This is a genomic window from Winogradskyella sediminis, from assembly GCF_003387355.1.
Lineage (GTDB): Bacteria > Bacteroidota > Bacteroidia > Flavobacteriales > Flavobacteriaceae > Winogradskyella > Winogradskyella sediminis.
This window is the reverse complement of the sequence record NZ_QUNH01000002.1, coordinates 41,606-62,420: the sequence shown is the minus strand read 5'-3', so window position 1 is coordinate 62,420 and position 20,815 is coordinate 41,606. Positions and strand designations below refer to the sequence as shown.

Annotated in this window: 7 protein-coding genes; all 7 read left to right on the top strand. The window is 34.3% G+C overall.

The genetic code is table 11. The features are described 5' to 3' along the window. Positions 1 to 24 precede the first annotated feature (24 nt). The gene (locus tag C8N41_RS07605; RefSeq protein ID WP_249033253.1) at positions 25 to 1,806 is read left to right on the top strand and encodes a T9SS type B sorting domain-containing protein; all 1,782 of its coding nucleotides are present in this window, start codon (positions 25 to 27) and stop codon (positions 1,804 to 1,806) included. Positions 1,807 to 2,261: 455 nt separating this feature from the next. Further along, the gene (locus C8N41_RS07600) at positions 2,262 to 7,103 is read left to right on the top strand and encodes a T9SS type B sorting domain-containing protein (RefSeq protein ID WP_115838843.1); all 4,842 of its coding nucleotides are present in this window, start codon (positions 2,262 to 2,264) and stop codon (positions 7,101 to 7,103) included. Between the two features lie 172 nt (positions 7,104 to 7,275). Further along, the gene (locus C8N41_RS07595; protein WP_092444204.1) at positions 7,276 to 7,473 is read left to right on the top strand and encodes a T9SS type B sorting domain-containing protein; all 198 of its coding nucleotides are present in this window, start codon (positions 7,276 to 7,278) and stop codon (positions 7,471 to 7,473) included. Between the two features lie 215 nt (positions 7,474 to 7,688). Beyond that, the gene (locus C8N41_RS07590) at positions 7,689 to 13,313 is read left to right on the top strand and encodes a T9SS type B sorting domain-containing protein (protein WP_115838842.1); all 5,625 of its coding nucleotides are present in this window, start codon (positions 7,689 to 7,691) and stop codon (positions 13,311 to 13,313) included. Between the two features lie 83 nt (positions 13,314 to 13,396). Next, positions 13,397 to 15,739, top strand: coding sequence for a choice-of-anchor L domain-containing protein (locus C8N41_RS07585; protein WP_115838841.1), 2,343 nt, complete (start codon positions 13,397 to 13,399; stop codon positions 15,737 to 15,739). Positions 15,740 to 16,122: 383 nt separating this feature from the next. Next, the gene (locus tag C8N41_RS07580) at positions 16,123 to 18,432 is read left to right on the top strand and encodes a T9SS type B sorting domain-containing protein (protein ID WP_115838840.1); all 2,310 of its coding nucleotides are present in this window, start codon (positions 16,123 to 16,125) and stop codon (positions 18,430 to 18,432) included. A 38-nt stretch (positions 18,433 to 18,470) separates the two neighbouring features. Continuing rightward, positions 18,471 to 20,815: IPT/TIG domain-containing protein (locus tag C8N41_RS07575; RefSeq protein WP_211318188.1), on the top strand; the 2,345-nt coding region annotated here is incomplete at its 3' end.

Genomic DNA, 20,815 nt, shown 5'->3' with positions numbered 1-20,815 from the left:
TTAGAGTCACCAATAAGAATCAATTTGAAAAAGCACTTTTACATACTTTATGTCTTACTTATTGGTGTAGTCTTGCCTGTACTCGCACAAGACGTTTCATTATACCAACAATTTAATGGTAGGTATGATTATACTGCAATTGGTAACACCATGAATACTGTAGAAAATGGAACGTTAGGACCCTGTACAATTCTTACGTCATCGTCTTCAAACCTGTCACTTAATAGCGATCAGACCATAGTCGCAGCCTACTTATACTGGGCAGGCACGCATACGGGAGATTTCAATATTTCTTTAAATAATATAGACATTACAGCGGAACGTACGTTCAGTGATGCTATAGATAGTGATCGTGTTTTCTTTGCGGCTTTTGCAGATGTCACCTCTATAATTATAGATCAAGGGAATACAGAATACACCGTATCTAATTTTGATCTCACAGACGTTATTACCCCTTATTGTTCCACAGGTACCAATTTTGGAGGTTGGGCAATAACTGTTATTTATGAAGACGATAACCTTCCATTAAATCAACTTAATGTATATGATGGTTTACAAAGTGTTCCTAATAACTTAAGTATTACACTCGATAATTTAAATGTATTGGATAATGAAAATGCAAAAATTGGCTTTGTTGCTTGGGAAGGAGATCGATTTATTGCAGTGAACGAACAATTGACCATAAACGGAAACGTGATTAGTAATTATCCGTTGAATCCTGCCAATAATGCTTTTAATGGTACAAATTCTTTCACGGGAGCAACAAACCTATATAATATGGATATTGATGTATATAATATTCAAAATAATATAGCTATTGGAGATACGTCTGCCACTATTGCATTGACTTCCGGACAAGATTTTGTAATGATTAATAATATCATCACAGTTCTAAACAGTCAGCTTCCAGATGCCACCATAACCATTGACGACGACATTGTCAGCTGTGGAGACACTTCTATTGAAATATTTTATACCGTATATAATAGTAATAGTACTGATGTATTACCTGCAAACACACCCATTGCATTTTATGCTTACGGTGAATTTATAGGAACTAGTGAAACCGCAACAGATATTCCTATTAACGGTAGTGAAAGTAACTCTGTTTACCTTAATCTACCTGAAAATTCAGAACCAAATATTACAATCACCGTCGTTGTAGATGATGATGGTACAATGAATGGTATCGTTACAGAAACTAACGAAAATAATAATAGTGCGTTCTCGGAAATAGAACTACAAATTATACCAGAAATTGTTGTATTGCCTCATCTTGTAGGTTGTAATGAAGGATTTGAAACAGCAAGCTATAATTTATATGAAGCTTTACAGGCCTTAAATCTAAATGAAGAAGACATTACTTTTTATCTCTCCTTAGAGGATTTAGAAAATATATCTCATTCGATATCCATACCCTCGAATTATAATAACATTTTTAATCCAGAAACAATTTATGTTAGAGTAGAACGCGATCCTTGTTATGAAATTTATCAATTTAATTTAACTATCGAAAATTGTCCACCATACATTCCTCAAGGCTTCTCTCCTAATGCTGACACTAAAAACGACTGGTTTAATATTCAAAACTTATTCGACATATTTACCAACCACGAGTTGCATATATTTAATCGCTATGGAGATCTCATTTTTGTGGGCAATAATGAAAAACCATGGGATGGCAGCATTAACAGAGGCTTAAATAATAATGGTGAGATTGTTCCCGTAGGGACTTATTATTATATTTTGAACTTAAACGACCCAAATTACAAACCCTTTGTGGGATGGGTTTATGTAAATTATTAGAACTGTTAAAATTTTAGTCCGTTCGTCTTATTTTTTTGTAATTAAACTTAACTTCTGTTACTTTTATACACGTTAGCAATAATTCGTTGCTAATTCCCTCCAAATTTTTATAAAATATCCCTCGTTACAGTTAATAATTCATATTAGTAATGACCCTAATTGTATTATAGATTTCATAAAGCTATGAAAGCACATAATTGACATCTTCTATATAATATTTCTTACAAAAACATAAGAAATGTCATGATATTTATGTGTCAGAATTTTCTCTTTTTGATGACTATTTCAGTCAAAAAGCTGCATTTTGGGCTCTAAATGTTAACATTTAGTGTAGTTCGACGTATTTTTTTGTATTTCATCTTATTTTAATATACTTTCCCCCCATATTAAATAATAAGTGTTCGACGATTCCAAATCTACCCTACACTCAACGTAGTAAACCTTAACCGAAACTAATGACTTATTTAAACCGCTCCCTCTGCTTATTTATTGGCTTAATTTGTAGTATATCTTATGCTCAGCAAATTACCGTAGATAACTCAGTTTCACCACAAGATTTAATTCAAAACACATTAATTCAAGGTTGTGTTGAAATTTCAAACATTAGCTCTCCCTCAAACGGCTCATCTATCGGAATTGGTAGTTATGGTTATTTTGAAAGTGCTGCATCAAACTTTCCTTTCGAAAATGGTATTGTATTATCCACAGGAAATGCCACTTCTGCTGGAAACGGACAAAACAATGATATACTTAACGATGGTGACGCTACTTGGTTAACAGATAGCGATCTTGAAACCGCTTTAGGAATTTCAGGTACAGTTAACGCAACCTCAATAGAATTTGAGTTTGTTTCAATTTCGAACCAAATACAGTTTAATTATATATTAGCATCAGAAGAATATTTTGGAAATTTTCCTTGTAATTATTCAGATGGTTTTGCATTCTTAATCCGAGAAGCAGGCACTAATGATCCATATGTAAATATTGCTTTAGTTCCTGGAACTTCAACTCCTGTGAACACAAAAACGGTTCATGATGAAATTGTTGGATTTTGTCCTGCATCAAACGGAGAATATTTTGATGGTTATAATCTAGGAGACACCAATTATAATGGTAGAACCGAAGTACTAACAGCTACAGCTTCAATTCAACCAGATGTGCTATATCAGATTAAATTGGTTATTGCGGATCAGGATGACCAAAACTACGATTCTGCTGTATTTATTGAGGGTAATAGTTTTGATGCTACTGTAGACTTAGGTGAAGATTTTTCTACTTGTGCTAGTAGTGTAGAATTAAATGGTAACATTGACAACCCAAATGCAGTTTATTCATGGTATTACAACAACACTCAAATTCCTTCAGCAAACCAATCGACGCTTACAGCTTCTCAATCGGGTAATTACCGTGTAGAAATCCAGTTGCCTTTAGCTGGTATTTCTTGTGTTATAGAAGATGATATTGAAGTGTCTTTAAGTTCTACGCAAACTTCAGATCCTCTTACAGATTATCAACTCTGTGATGATTTAAGTGGCGATGGTATAGCGACATTTGATCTCAGTACAAAAGACGCTGAAGTTATAGCTTCTGTACCATCATCGACTTATGCGATTTCATATCACTATAGTAATACTGATGCTATCGATAATAGTAATGCTATTACTGGTCCTATTCAAAATACGTCAAATCCACAAGCTATATATGTTAGAATTGAAGACACAATAAATGGCTGTTTGGCTTTTTCATCATTTAATCTTGTTGTTAATTCATTACCTATCATTTCTAACCCAACAGAATTAGTAGTATGTACAGAAGGTTCTGCAGACGGTCGCGTTGCTATGGATTTAAACGCCTATAAGGACACAGAAATCACCCTTTCTCAACCCAACCTTGTCGTAAGCTATCACAGTTCTGCTGCAGATGCCACTGCAGGAATTAATGCCTACTCCATGCCTTATACTAACACAAATGCTACAGAACAAGTATTTGTAAGTGTTAAGAATACAGAAACAGGATGTATCAGTACAACTACTTTAGATATTAACGTTATTGATAGTCCGGTGATTAATACAGAACCACATTATATCGATGCTTGTGATACCGATTTAGATGGCTATGCCAATTTTGATTTAACTTCAATTATTCCAGAAGTTTTAGAAGGATTAACTGGTGTAACTGTCACATTCCACACCTCTGCAGAAGATGCATCAACGGGTTTAAATCCTATCGCTGATGATACCCATTATGCTAATACTGCTTTTGAAGAACAACTTATATATATTAGAGTAGAAAATACTAATTCTGGTTGTGCCACGACAACATCAATAGAGTTACATACTAATCTTTTATTAACTGCCACAAATATTAGGGACATATCAGCTTGTGATATTGATGATGATGGTACGGAAGATTTTAATTTTGAAAACATTGCAATTGGAATTATTAATGAATTACCAGATGTAGAAGTTGTTTTTTATGAAACGGAATCGGATAGAGACAATGGCATAAATGCTATTAACCCAGAAAATTCATATAGTTCAACCAGTAATCCACAAACTATTTATATCACATTAGAAAGTCCAACGTGTACTGAAGTCGCAGAATTCGATTTGGTATTGTTCCCCATAACTCAATTTGAATCTGTAGTAAGTTTAACAGTTTGTGATGAAGATCAAGACGGTATTACAACGACCAATTTATCAACCTTAAGTGGTGCTGTAACAAACGGACAAGAAGGTTATGAAGTTACATACTTTATTACCGAGCAAGATGCCATAGACAATGCAAACCCGCTTCCTAACTCGTATACCAATACTTCTAATCCGTTTACGCTGTTTCCTAGAATTACATTTTCTCAAACAGGATGTTATGATTATAACTCTTTTGAAGTAACTGTGTTGCCAGCACCCGAAAGCGAAAAACCAGAAGACATTATTATTTGTGATGCTGATAGAGATGGTTTTTCTACCATAAACTTAAATAACAGCATTCCTAACTCAATTTTATCTACACCTAATAGAAGTGTTAGTTTTCATAATAGTTTACAAGATGCACAAGCTGATGAAAACGAAATTTTTAACACTTCTAATTATAATGCTCAAACTGAAATTGTGTATATGCGTGTAGAAAATAGTACTACAGGATGTTATGCTATCGAAGAATTAGATATTATAGTAAATACATTACCTTATGTTGGTGATTTATCAAATTATGTACAGCAGTATACATTTTGTGAAGACGTATCCGATGGTATAGGAGAATTTATTTTTGAAAACAAAGATAGTGAAGCCTTAGATGGCCAAACAGGAAAAGAAGTGTCTTATTATATAAACGCTACGGATGCAGAGAACAAAACCAATGCTATCGATAAGACAAGTGTATATCAAAACATCAGCAATCCACAACAAATTTATGTTAGGATAGAAAATGTTACAGACGAATCGTGTTACAGCACCTCTTCTTTTGCTATCGAAGTCGGTACAAACCCAACGTATAACGAACCAACAAACTGGTTTGTGTGTGATGATATTTCTAACGATGGTTCCGTTTTATTCGATTTTACAAGCGTAGTAGATGAAGTGTCTGCTGGTATTCCAGATATCCAAACAGTAAAATTCTTTACCTCAGAAAACGATGCTCGTAATAATACAAACGAAATTCCACTACAGTATGCTAATACTGTAAACCCACAAGAAATCTTTGTACAAATTGATAACGGTACAATTTGTCAATCTATTACGTCATTTGTTGTAAACGTTATACGAGTACCAGATGTAACTGTTGTTGAACCAATGATTGAATGTGATGATGATACCGACGGGACTTTAGAATTTGATTTAACTACAGCAGAATCTCATATTACAGATGTGAGACAAGAAAATATCGTCATAGAATATTATGCTAATTTTGAAGACTCTGAAGCGAATATTAATCCTATTGCAAATCCAGAAAACTATACAAACATATCTAATCCTCAAACGGTTTATATGAAAGTTACTAATACAGTCTCTAACTGTTATGCAGCACTTCCAATAGAATTAATAGTAAATCAACCACCAATTATTAATGATTTTGAAGAATACACAGTATGTGCAAACGCTTCTAACACTGTAGATTTAACAGAGATTAATGAAATTGCAACTAACAATACCTACAATGTATTATATAGTTATTTTTCTAGTGAAGCCGATGCTATAGCTAATACAAATGCTTTAGATACGGATTACACGTATCAAACTGATTATGATACTTTATATTTAAGAACAGAATATAGTACTACACATTGTTCTACTTATTACGAATTTAACTTAAAAGTAAATCCACTACCTGTGGCACAACAACCTAATGACTTAGAAGCTTGTGACGATGATTATGATGGTCTTTTAGATTTTGATTTATCCCAGCAAGATTCAATTATTTTAGGTGGCCAAAATCCTAGTCTATTTACGGTAACCTATCATAACACAGCAGATGAAGCACATGGCAATAATTTTCCTTTAGAAACCGACTATATCGCTTTTGACAGTGAAATCATTTATGCACGTGTAGAAAATAATGATACAGGCTGTTACAGTATTACATCATTTTCTGTCATCATCAACCCGCTACCTATTATAGATCTTGAAGATCAAGTTATTTGCTTGGATAACGTACCTTTATTAGTGTCAGCAAATACTAATTATGTAACCGATACTTATTTATGGTCTACAGGTGAAACTACACCAGAAATTGACATTACAGAAGTTGGTAATTACTGGGTAACAGTTACTACTGAGTCTGGATGTGAGAGCACTCGTTATTTTGGAGTTACTGAGTCTGAAACAGCTACAATTGAAACGACCGAAGTTATCGACTTTTCAGACCCTAATAACATTACTGTCACCATTAGTGGTATTGGAAATTACCTTTATCAATTAGATGATTTTGAGCCTCAAGAATCTAACTTTTTTGAAAATGTAGCAATGGGCTACCATACAGTTACCATTATCGACTTAAACGGTTGTGCTAATGTAACTAAGGAAGTTTTAGTCGTTGACATACCTAAGTTCTTTACACCAAATAACGATGGAGATTTTGACACTTGGCATATTGTAGGTATTGAAACCTTACCTGGTACTGTAATTAATATCTTTGATCGTTACGGAAAACACATTAAACAATTAACCTCTAGTTCTCCTGGTTGGGATGGGTCTTATAATGGAAAAATACTACCAACAAGTGACTTCTGGTTTACTGCAGATGTAAAACGTGGAGGAATAGCATTTGAAGTTAAAGGTCATTTTACCCTTAAACACTAAATTAAATCTTATATCATTTAAATCCCCTTACTTTTTTGAGTACGGGGATTTTTTGTTAGGATAGTTTTATTATAGATCATATTTTGCATTTTAATTATATATAAAACACTGTGCAGTATAAATTATTTTTATTGAAAACCAATCCTCACGTTTTTGTAAATGCTGTTAAGAAATGTCATCATTTAGTACCACCATTAAGATAGTTGATCGCTACGGTAAATTTCTTACACAACTCAACCATAATACTCCAGGTTGGGATGGTACTTATAATGGTAAGAAAATGCCTGCTGGTGATTATTGGTTTGTGGCAAATGTTATTCAGAACGGCAAAACATTTCAAGTAAAAGGTCATTTTACATTACGTCGCTAATCTTGAAAATCTTCGATTAAAAACGATATTTAATTGTCATTCATCCAATTAAAAAGGTTACTTATCCATAAAAAAAAATGTTTTAGATGATTTTTTAGTATTTTTTTCACTCCTTAAAATTGCTTTAAACACCAATTGGCCTTGTATGGTCTAAGCTTTTTTTTTAAAATAAAGATGTGAGACCTAACTTAATATTTTTTCTTGTTGTTACTTTTATGAGTTTTAGGTTTAGCTATTCTCAACAAATTACTACTGACGACACCATATCTTTAGAACAGCTTATTCAACAAAATTTGGGGCAAAATTGTGTTGAAATTTCAAATATAACCTCTAGTGTTAATGGATCCATAAATGGCCTTAATAGTTATGGTTATTTTGAACGTGGAAATTCTAATTTCCCTTTTGAAAACGGTATATTATTAACCACCGGAAATGTTAATTCTGCCGGAAATACACTTAACAGTAACCCTTTAAACGAAGGTAACCCTACTTGGCTAACTGATATCGATTTGGAAAACGCTTTAGGCATTACCAATACCCAAAACGCAACATCCATACAATTTAATTTTATTTCTGTAGCCAATCAGATTCAATTTAATTATTTACTTGCCTCTGAAGAGTATCAACAAGAATTTCCTTGTTTTTATTCCGATGGATTTGCTTTCCTTATTAGAGAAGCTGGCTCTTCTAGTCCATACTCAAATATTGCATTGGTTCCAGGAACTAATATTCCTGTAAATACAAATACTATTCACGACCAAATTGAAGGATTCTGTGCTGCAGAAAATGAAAGTTTTTTTGAGGGTTATAACGTAGGTGATACTAATTATAACGGAAGAACAACAGTTTTAACAGCTACGGCAGCTATACAACCCAATGTAGAATATCAAATTAAATTAATTATTGCAGACCAAACAGATATCAATTTTGATTCTGCCGTTTTTATAGAAGGTAATAGTTTTAATGCCACGGTTGATCTTGGTCCTGATATTACTACTTGTGGTGATGAAATAACCATTAATGGAGATATACAAAACCCACAGGCTTCATATAGTTGGTATAAAGATAATGTTCTACTTTCTGGTGAGAGCAACCCTACATTAAACGTACTGTCTTCTGGTACATATAGAGTTGAAGTTATGATTCAGCTTAACGCAACCTCTTGTGTCATTGAGGATACGATTGTAATCACCCTAGACTCTGAACAATCTTCCACTCAAATTTCAGATATAGTATATTGCGATGATGATTCTAATGATGGAGTTGAGAGTTTTGATCTATCTACAAAAGATAATGAAGTATTGGCTTCTGTACCACCTTCAAATTACAACATCACCTATCACTATACTAGTGAAGAAGCCGAAACCAGTACTAATCCAATTCTAGGCAGTATTCAAAATACAAGCTCACCTCAACCCATATTTGTAAGAATTGAAGATACTCTAAATGGCTGTTTAGCATTTTCTACATTTAATTTGGTAGTGAACGAAAAACCTGACTATCAAGATCCAGATCCCATTATAACTTGTATCGATGTCGCTTTAGATGGCTATACTTTAGTAGATTTAAATGTTGCCAATGAACAGATTACCAACGGTAACCCTAATTTGTATATTTCATACCATTATTCCGCTCCAGAAGCAGATACTGGCTATAACCCTATTTTTTCTCCTTACACCAACTTAAACACCGACCAAACATTATTTGTAAGAGTTTATGATGCTCTAACAGGTTGTTTTTCTACCACAACTATATCTGTTGAAATTCAAGATTTACCACCTATAAATACCGATGACCAATGGATTAATGCCTGTGAAGAAGACGATGACGGTTATGAGAGTTTTGATTTAACAAGCGTTATAGACGATGTCTTACAAGGTTTTACAGGACTAGATTTAAGTTTTCACGAAACTGAATTTGATGCACAAAACAACCTTAACCCTATTGCAAATCCAGAAGAATATCAGAATGCTACGGAAGGATTTCAACTTATCTTTATACGCGTTGAAGATCCCTCGACAGGATGTTTTAATATCGTTAAATTAGGGTTGTATGCTAATATTATTAAAACTCTTTTTTCCGGTGAAGTTTTTATTGTTTGCGATGATATTTCTAATGATGGTATTGCCGATTTTGATCTCAACGCTATTGAAATAGAACTCAAAGATGGTTTTGACGAATTTGAAATACAATTCTTTACTACACCAGAAGACCGAGCTAATAACAGTAACGAAATAGACAAAACTATACCATTTAATGTAACCAATAGCGGCACCACAATTTATGCCTTTATATCCGATGGTGATTGTTCAGGTGATGCCGATATTGAATTACAAATTGCTCCTGCTGTAATTTTAAATCCTCAAAGTGTGGATTATTGTGATGAGGACAATGATGGATTTACCACCTTAATTATGGATACTTTTAATAGTGTGGCGCTACAAGGTGTTCAAGCCGGAAATGTTAAATTTTATCTCACCGAAGAGGATGCTCTTAATAATGAAAACATACTTCCAGATTATTTTTATAATACCACAAATCCGCAATTATTTTACATACGCGTTACCAATGCACAAACGGAGTGCTATGACGTTTCTACCTTAGAGGTTAATATTGTTAATGCTCCTAGTATTTTGTACCCGGAGCCCATTATTATTTGTGACGACGATGCGGATGGTGTCTCTACTGTAAACTTAAACGCTAAAATTCCAGAATTAGTTACCGCAACATCAGGTTTAGATTTTAATTTTTACACCAACTATAACGATGCTATCGAAAGTGAAAACGCAATTACCGATTCCGAATTATATACTACAGAATCTCAATACATTTATGCACGCGTAGAAAACGAAATTACAGGTTGTTATAGCCTTTCTGGTTTTCACATTTATGTTAATACCATACCCGAATTTATTCCTATAACTAATTTCGAAAATTGTGAAGCCGATATCACTGGAGTTGCTGATTTTTATTTCTATTTAAAAGATGAAGAAATACTTAACGGACAATCAGACAAACAAGTGCTTTATTACGAAACCGAATTAGATGCTATTGCTGGCATTAATCCTATAGATAAATATACCATTTACAATAACACGTCTAGTCCACAAACAATATATGTAAGAGTAGAAAGTTATACAGATTCTGATTGTTTTGGTACCTCTTCATTTGATATTGAAGTTGGGTCTATTCCTATTTTTAATGCTGCAGAAAGTATTTTTGTATGTGACGACATTAGTAATGATGGTGTTATCACCATAGATTTAAACGATAAAATTGCAGAGATGGTTGCTGGCAGTCCGGAAACTTTAGAGATTACATTTCATGAATCTGCTATAGACGCTACAAACAATACAAATCCGGTTCCACTACTTTATACCAATACCACAAACCCTCAAGAACTCTATGCCAGAGTAGATAATGGCAATTATTGTAAAGGTATTTCGGCTTTTGATATTAATGTTATATCTGCTCCTCTTGTTAATACTTCTACTCCATTGGCGCAATGTGACGATAATTATGATGGCATCGTAACATGGGATTTAACCGTGTCTGAAATTGAAATTCTTGGTGTGCGACAAGATAACATTGAAATAACTTATTTTGAAACCTTAGAAGATTTAGAAGCGCATACAAATCCTATAACTAATCCTGAAAATTATAATAACATTTCAAATCCACAGACAGCATACGTTAAAATCAACAATACATTAAGCAATTGTTTTGTGAACGTACCATTAGAGTTAATTGTAAATCTGCCTCCTCCTTTTAATGATTTTGAAGTATATGAGATATGTGATAACCCAACTCATAGTTTTGACCTTTCAGAAATAGCATCGGTCATAATTAATTCAGACACAGCAGCTATCTTATCTTATTACACCACGTATAACGATGCTGAAAACAGCATCAATTCGTTAACTCAAAATTACACCTATCAAACTACAAATGACCCTATTTTTGTACGTATTGAACATCCAGACACGGGTTGTTTTTATATCTATGATTTTAGGCTTCAAATTAACCCTTTACCTATAGCAAATACACCAAATAATATTGAAGCCTGTGATGACACTTCTAATGATGGCTTCGCCACATTCTATCTTGAGGCACAAACTCAGACTATTTTAGGAACTCAAAGTTCTGATGACTTTACTGTATCCTACCATTTAAATTTGGCTGATGCTGAAGCAGATGACAACCTTATCGCATCTCCATATACCTCAACCAATCAAAATATATTCGTTAGAGTTGAAAACAATGATACCAGTTGCTATAGTCTCACTTCTTTTAGTTTAATTGTAGATCCACACCCTAACATTCCAAATCCTATTTTAGAATGTGATACTGATTACGATGCAAGTACTACGTTCGATTTAACGACTGCCGAAAATGAATTATTTACGATAGCGAATCCAGATCATATCATTTCGTATTATGAATCATTAGACGACTTAGAAGCCGACCAAAACCCGATTTTAAACCCTACCCAATACGTTAATGTTAGTAATCCACAAACGGTGTATATAAAGGTTTTTAACGCTGTGGCCGATTGTTTCACTTTTGTACCTTTAGAATTACAAGTAAATCTACCGCCAGCCACTAATACATTTGAGGTATTTGATATTTGTGCAAATGAGGATAACTCTTTTGATTTATCGACCATTAATGATGTGATTGTTGATACTAATTACAACGTTCTCTTTAGTTACTTTACTTCAGAAGCTGATGCCATAGCTAACCTAAATGCAATAGACACCAACTATACATATACTAGTAATAGTACCACAATTTACGCACGTATAGAGTTTAGTACTACCCATTGTTACTACATTCACCCTTTTACCCTGTACGTCAACCCTTTACCTATAGCAAATCAGCCTTCAAATTTAGTGACATGCGATGACGATTATGATGGGTATTATGAATTCAATTTAGAAGCGCAAACAGCACAAATACTAGGCTTTCAAAATCCTACTAATTATAGCGTCACTTATTTTAATAATAGTTTAGACGCAAATGATGGCAGTAACCCTCTTGATGCTACTGCATATAATGGCTATCATAGTGAGATGATTACGGCTCGTATAGAAAATAACACTACAAGTTGTTTTAGTATGGTTGATTTCTTACTCATTGTTAATCGGAAACCAAATGTAAACATTTCAAATCAGGTAGTTTGTATCGATAATTTGCCTTTGGTAGTTTCGGCTGATACCTCCTATTCTACAGACCGTTATGCATGGTCTACAAATCAAATAGGGTCTGAAATTGAAATTACAGAAATAGGAACCTATTCTGTTACAGTAACTTCAGAAAACGGTTGTGTAACCACAAGTACTTTTAATGTTTCTGCTTCTGAATCTGCCACAATAGAACTAACCGAAACCGTGGATTTCTCTGATCCAAATAATATTACAATAACCATAAGTGGTATCGGTAATTACCAATACATCTTGGATGATAACGCACCACAAACATCCAATGTTTTCGAAAATGTTTCCTTAGGATATCATACGGTTACGATTATTGATCTCAATGGCTGCGCAGAAGTCACAAAAGAAGTTGTCGTTGTTGATGCTCCTGCTTTTTTCACACCAAATGGTGATACAGAAAACGACACTTGGCATATTGTAGGAATCGAAACCTTACCAGGAAGTATCGTTTACATATTTAACCGTTACGGAAAACTTATAGAACAATTAGGATCTAGCACACAAGGCTGGGATGGGACTTATAACGGTAAAAATTTGCCTGCGGCAGATTATTGGTTTTTAGCAGAAATAAAGCAAGGTCAAATTGCTTTTGAAGTTAAAGGGCATTTTGCACTTCGTCGTTAATTCAATCATATCATCTTTTTTAACAACTTATTACGTTTTAAATAATTACTAGAAGTGTATCTTTGCGGTCCCTTGCAATGAAAATGAAGTCAATATTACTAACGATTACCCTATTGTTTTCTCTATTGAATTATTCCCAAAATATTTCAGTAGATACTCAAACGTATACTCCACAGCAATTAGTTGAAAATATTTTAATTGATAGCGATTGTATCGATAATGTCACTGTAACCAATGTTGTTGGTGGTGATTTTGATGGTACAGACCGTAGTTACGGTTTTTTTAATGCCTCTGGCACAACCTTTCCTTTTGAAAGTGGCATAGTATTAAGTACTGGGCGATTAAGTAACGTCCCAGGACCTAATAGCAATCTAAGCGATGACAACGCTTCTAATTGGTTGGGAGATTTAGATTTAGAAAATGCATTGAATGAATCTGGAACTATCAACGCAACCATTTTAGAATTTGATTTTACATCTGTAGCTTCACAGGTTAGTTTTAGATATATTTTTGCTTCGGAAGAGTATCAAGAAAACAATTCTAACAGCTGTAATTACTCTGATTTATTTGGCTTTTTAATAAAACCCGTTGCAGGCCAAGAACAATATGAAAATATCGCTTTAGTACCAAATACAGACACGCCTGTTAAAGTGACTACGGTAATGCCAGGTGTTCCTGGTAGTTGCCCTCCTGAAAATGAAACCTATTTTGGCAGTTATAACGATGGAGATGCACCTATTAATTTTAATGGACAAACTGCAATTTTAACAGCGACTGCAAATGTTGAACCAAACACTGCATATCACGTTAAATTAGTAATAGCAGATGAGCAAAATTACAGATATGATTCTGCTGTATTTTTAGAAGCGGGTAGCTTTGAACTCTCTTCAGACTTAGGACCTAATTTATTAGTAGCCACAAATAATGCACTTTGTGAAGGTGAGACTTTAGAACTTAATGCTTACCAAGATGGACAAAATACTTACGATTGGTATAAAGATGGCGTGTTAGTACAAGGAGCACCTGGCTGTGGCACTTGTGGAAGCTACACGGTTTCAGAACCTGGGGTCTACACTGTAGAAGTCACTTTAGCGAATGGTTGTATTTCGTATGGTGAAATAATTATTGAATACGCGGCTTTACCTATAGGGTATGATACTTTTCTAACCCAATGTGATTCTAACGATGATGGTTTAACAAGCTATAATTTATTTAACGCTGCAACTGACCTTACAGATGTAAACCAAAACTCGAGCATTCAAAATTTTTTCTTGACAGAAGCTGACGCTTTAGCAAATGAAAATCCTATTGAAAATCCTGAGACTTTTGAAAATACCATGCCTAATCAAATTGTTTTTGCTCGAATAGTGAATCAAGCGGATTGTTCTACGGTTGCTGAATTAGAATTACGAACATCTAATAGAACTTTAAACATCCCAGATTTAGAAGCCTGTGATGGTGACATTGTTGATGGTTTTGCGACATTTAATTTAGGAGACACGATGAGTTATATTTTAACTCAAGTCACTGGAGATATCACCGTGAGTTATTATGAATCGGAAAATGATGCTTCAAATGGCACTAATACTCTAGATCATAACTATGTAAACAACTTACCTTATTCGCAAACCATATATGTTAAAGTGCAAACAGATAATCAATGCCATAGTATCTCAACTGTAAATTTAAATGTGCTTTATACTCCTGCTTTAGAAGCAGATGAAACGCTATTATATTGTTTAGATACCTACCCAGAACCTCTAACAATATATGGAGGCGTACGCAATGACTTGCCGAATAATTATTATTACGAGTGGCAATTTAATGGTATTACAACAGAAGTTACTACCTTATTTTATGATGTTACAGAAGCTGGAACATACACTGTCATTGTTACAGATCCTAACGGCTGCTCCTCAAGTAGAACTATTACTGTTGAAGCTTCAGAATTAGCAACTATAGAAAGTGTCAACGTTGTTGGTGTAGCTCCAAATAATACTGTAACAATTACACTGGCCGACGAAGGAGATTACGAGATGGCATTAGATGATAGTGCAGTTTACCAAGATAATTTTGTATTTACTAATGTATCTAAAGGATTTCACACTTTATATATAAGAGACAAAAATGGTTGTGGAACTCAAGAAGTAATTATTTCAGTATTAGGATTCCCAAAATTCTTTACACCAAATGGTGATGATGACAACCCAACTTGGAAAATTATTGGAACAGAAGCGCAGTTTAATCAAATTGCATCAATTCAAATTTTTAGTCGTTATGGTAAGCTAATTACGCAATTATCGAGTACAAATAGAAGTTGGGATGGTACACTAAGAGGAAAACCTCTTCCAAGTGACGACTATTGGTTTATCGCTAATTTTTCTGACGGAAACACCTATACAGGTCACTTTGCTTTACGAAGATAGCTATCGCGTCTACATATTTAATTTGTATGGTGTGTGAAAAATCATAGTGGAACTTACGTCTTTTATAAGCCTTACATATCATGATTACCACATATATTATATATCAAAAAATGTAAGCAAATATGTACAACAATTATGGAAATAGTCTTCATAATTTTCATTTTTACATTAAAAATAATGTTATAAAACATAGGCAAAAAGACATAAATACCTGATTCTTTAAGCACTATGATAATTGAGATTCGCATTTTGAGTTATCAGTTAATCTTCTATTTTTGTGACAACTAACAAAACCTTTATTTCAGCAAGAATTAACGTAACTATTACTTAACAAACGGGAGTATGTTATTACATATTTTTGCCAACTACTTTATCTAAACTAAATGAAGAAATACACCTTTTTAATCTTATCAATTGTTTTTATTTTAAACAGTTCTTTTTTTAATCCAACCTCAAAAAAAACATCTTATTATTCGGATAACTATGCTTGTCCGGCACCAATAATCAATACATTTAGTCCTTCAAGTGGACCAATAGCAAGCGAAATTACGGTTAACGGTAGTAATTTTAATGAAACAGCCTTTGTTGAGTTCAATGGTATTGATGCCAACTTCACAATTATTAATGACTCAGAAATCACTATAACTGTTCCTTCTGGAATTTCAGAAACGTCAAATATTACTATAGCATCTTCTGGTGGATGCGACAGTACAACTGCAACTGCTTTCACCTTAATTAGTTCAGATTGTGACTCTGCAGATGAGATTTATATCTCAGAAGTTTATGATTCTGATGGAGGAAGTTATGGAGTAATAGAAATCTATAATCCTACCAACACAACTATTACCCTAAATTCAATATACGAAATACAACGTTTTGGTGATATTGGAAACCCAACTCCAAGCGCTACGATTCCATTAGAAGGCACAATTGCTCCGCAGAGCACCTATATTATAGAAATGGGTGGTACCGGAAATACTTGTAGTGGTCTTACTGCTGGTACTTCAGTGGCTGCCGGTATTAATGAAGATGACGAAATTAAATTATTGAAAAATGGCAATATCATAGATATCATGCATACCGACGATGAGATTGGATATAGCTTTATAAGAAATGCCGATGCCGCTGCCGCTGCGCCAAGTACTACGTTTAACCTTAACCAATGGTTATTATTAGAAAACGAAGACTGTTCTAATTTAGGATTGCATACCGCTAATGGTAGTTCCACACCAGGTATGACACAACCAGTAGACCAAGATATTTGTGAAAACGGAACTGCTACTTTTTCTGTATCAGTAAGTTCTGGATCATACACATATCAATGGCTTGTGCTTAACGCTTCTGGAAACTGGGTTAACATCATCAACGACGGTAATTATTCTGGAGCAACGACTAGCACCTTAACCTTATCAAATGCTTCGGTTAGTTTTGATGGATTACAGTATTATTGTGTAATGTCTTCTTTGGATTGTGAACTCGTTTCCAATGCGGCTCAACTTGAGGTTACGAACCCAGAAGTCGACACCCTTCCAAACCAAACAGTATGTTCTAATTATATCTTACCAGAACTAAACCATGGGACTTATTATACTGGTCCAAATGGAACGGGAACACAACTGAATGCAGGTGATATCATAACGTCATTCCAAACCATTTATATTTTTAATACTTCTGGCACTCCGCCTAATGCTTGTCAAAACGAATCGAGCTTCACTGTATCTATAAGTGGAAATCCCCTTGTCAGTGTATTAGATGACCAAACCGTGTGTTCAGAATATGAATTACCAACCATTGCCAATGGAAACTATTTTACCGCTGCAAACGGAAATGGTACTCCATTAAATGCAGGAGATATTATTACAACTTCTCAAACAATATACATTTATAATCAAGTTGGTGTAGCTCCCAATATTTGTACCAACGAAAGTAGTTTTGAGGTAAATGTTACAGGTGTACCTAACGTAGATACACTTTCTGATGTCGCAATTTGTTCAGAGTATATTTTACAGAACCTTACGGATGGCAACTACTACACAGGAACAAACGGTACAGGAACACTCTTAAGTGCTGGTGAAGCAATTTTAAGTTCTCAAACAATTTATATTTACAACGAAATTGGCACAACGGCTGATGCCTGTAATAATGAAAGTAGTTTTGATGTTACGATTTATCCAGCAACAGATTTTATATTGACCGATTCAAATATCGAAATTGTAGAAAACACTATAACAATTACAATGTCTGATACGTCCATCGATTACGAATATGCTGTAGATGGTTCTAGTTTTCAAAGTGAAAATACGTTTTCAAATATTTCAGAAGGTATACATACATTATATGTACAAGATTCTAATGGATGTGTGATGACTTCTATAGATTTTGAAATTGCCGCTCTGGCAGAAGAGCTATTTATACCAAATGGATTTTCACCAAATAATGATAACAAAAATGACTGGTTTAATATTCAAGGGTTATATGACGTTTATACCAACCATAAACTTGAAGTTTATAACAGATACGGTACTTTAATTTTTGAAGGAAATAATAATAAAAAATGGTTTGGAAGAGCTAATAAAGGTCTTATGCGAACAGATAAAGTACTTCCTGTAGGCACTTACTTTTATGTTTTATATTTAAATGAACCGAATGCACCCTCTAGACATTACACAGGTTGGGTTTATCTAAATAAATAACACCATTATTTTTTTCACCGTTTAATTAGAATTACTCCATGAAACGTATTAAATTATTAATTTACTTTAGCTACTTCTTTTGTTTAAGTTCTATTGCGCATACGTATGCGGTTAACAGTAGCAAAATCATTAAAGATTATAACTTTTGTCCTGCTCCAGTAATTAACACGTTTTCACCTGAAAGTGGACCAGAAAATACTTTAATAACGATTAATGGTAGTAATTTTAATGCTGCAGTTTCCGTTTTTATTGATGGGATTAGTGCTTCCTTTTCTATTATAGACGATAATCAAATTACTGCAATTATTCCTGCAGGTACATCGGATTCATCTAGTATTTCTATTATAAGTAATGGAGGTTGTACAGGCATTGCATCGACAGAATTTACTATGTTAACTTCAGATTGTGATACTGCAGATATTTATATTTCAGAAATTTACGATGCTAATAGTGGTGATTATGCAGTAATAGAGTTATACAACCCTACCAGTTCGCCTGTGGTTATTGACAATATCTACGTCATTGAGCGCTTTGGTGATGTCGGCAATGCAACTCCTAATAATATTTTTGATAATATAACGGGTACCATTCCTCCAATGGATACCTTTATTATTCAAATGGGTAGTGGCACTAATTGTTCTCCTTTAAATGTTGATTTTAATATTCCTACCGGAATAAATGACAATGACGAGTTTAAACTTTATAAAAATGGCGTACTCATTGATATCGTAAATTCTCCAAACGAACGTGGTTATACTGTCATCAGAAATACAGATGCACCAATTCCACAAACGACTTACGACAGTAGCGACTGGTCCATCAATTCTAGTGAAAATTGCTCGGATTTAGATTCACATACGGCAGATGCTATTGAAGATAACACTCCAGAAATTATAGATCCTATTACTCAAACCATTTGCGAAAATGGCTCTGTAACTTTCGCTACTTCATTGAACAATAGTATTTTTCAGTATCAGTGGAAAGTTCTTGACGCTTCTGGCAACTGGATTAACGTTCCTAATGCCAGTCCATATTCTAATCCACAAAATAGCTGGTTAGATATCACCAATGCGCCGTTAAGTTTTAATGGTAATCAATACTATTGTGAAGTCACCTATTCGTCATGTCCATTAATTACTAATGCTGCTCAATTAATTATAGAAAATCCGACTGTAGATACACTTTCAGACCAAAGTGTTTGCTCTGAGTACATTTTACCTAGCTTAACTGATGGTAATTATTACACAGCAACAAATGGTGGAGGCACGCAACTCAATGCTGGTGATTCTATTTCAACCGCTCAAACCATTTATATTTTTAATGAAATCGGTACAGCACCAAACACATGCTCAAACGAAAGCAGTTTTGACGTTAGTATTACTGGTGCACCAAATGTCGATACTTTAGCCAATCAAACCGTTTGTTCAGAATATATTTTACCGACACTAACCGATGGCAATTATTTTACAGGACCTAATGGCACTGGTAGTCCCCTGAGTGCTGGTGATGCAATTACAACTACGCAAACCATTTATATTTATAATGAAACTGGAACAGCGCCTAATACGTGTACTAACGAAAGTAGTTTTGAAGTTACTGTTAGTGGGACTCCAAATGTAGATATACTTTCAGACCAAACAGAATGTGCATCATATACGTTACCATCTCTCACTAACGGAAATTATTTTACAGGCACCAATGGAACAGGCACACAACTCAATGCTGGTGATATCATTTCAACCTCGCAAACTATCTATATTTTTGTAGAAATTGGCACAGCACCAGACACTTGTAGTAACGAAAGCAGTTTTGACGTTAGTATTACTGGTGCACCAAATGTCGATACTTTAGCCAATCAAACCGTTTGTTCAGAATATACTTTACCGACACTAACCGATGGCAATTATTTTACAGGACCTAATGGCACTGGTAGTCCGCTGAGTGCTGGTGATGTAATTACAACTACGCAAACCATTTATATCTATAATGAAACTGGAACAGCGCCTAATACGTGCACAAACGAAAGTAGTTTCGAAGTTACTGTTAGTGGGACTCCAAATGTAGATACACTTTCAGACCAAACAGAATGTGCATCATATACATTACCATCTCTCACTAACGGAAATTATTTTACAGGTACCAATGGAACAGGCACACAACTCAATGCTGGTGATATCATTTCAACCTCGCAAACTATCTATATTTTTGTAGAAATTGGCACGGCACCAGATACTTGTAGTAACGAAAGCAGTTTTGACGTTAGTATTACTGGTGCACCAAATGTCGATACTTTAGCCAATCAAACCGTTTGTTCAGAATATACTTTACCGACACTAACCGATGGCAATTATTTTACAGGACCTAATGGCACTGGTAGTCCGTT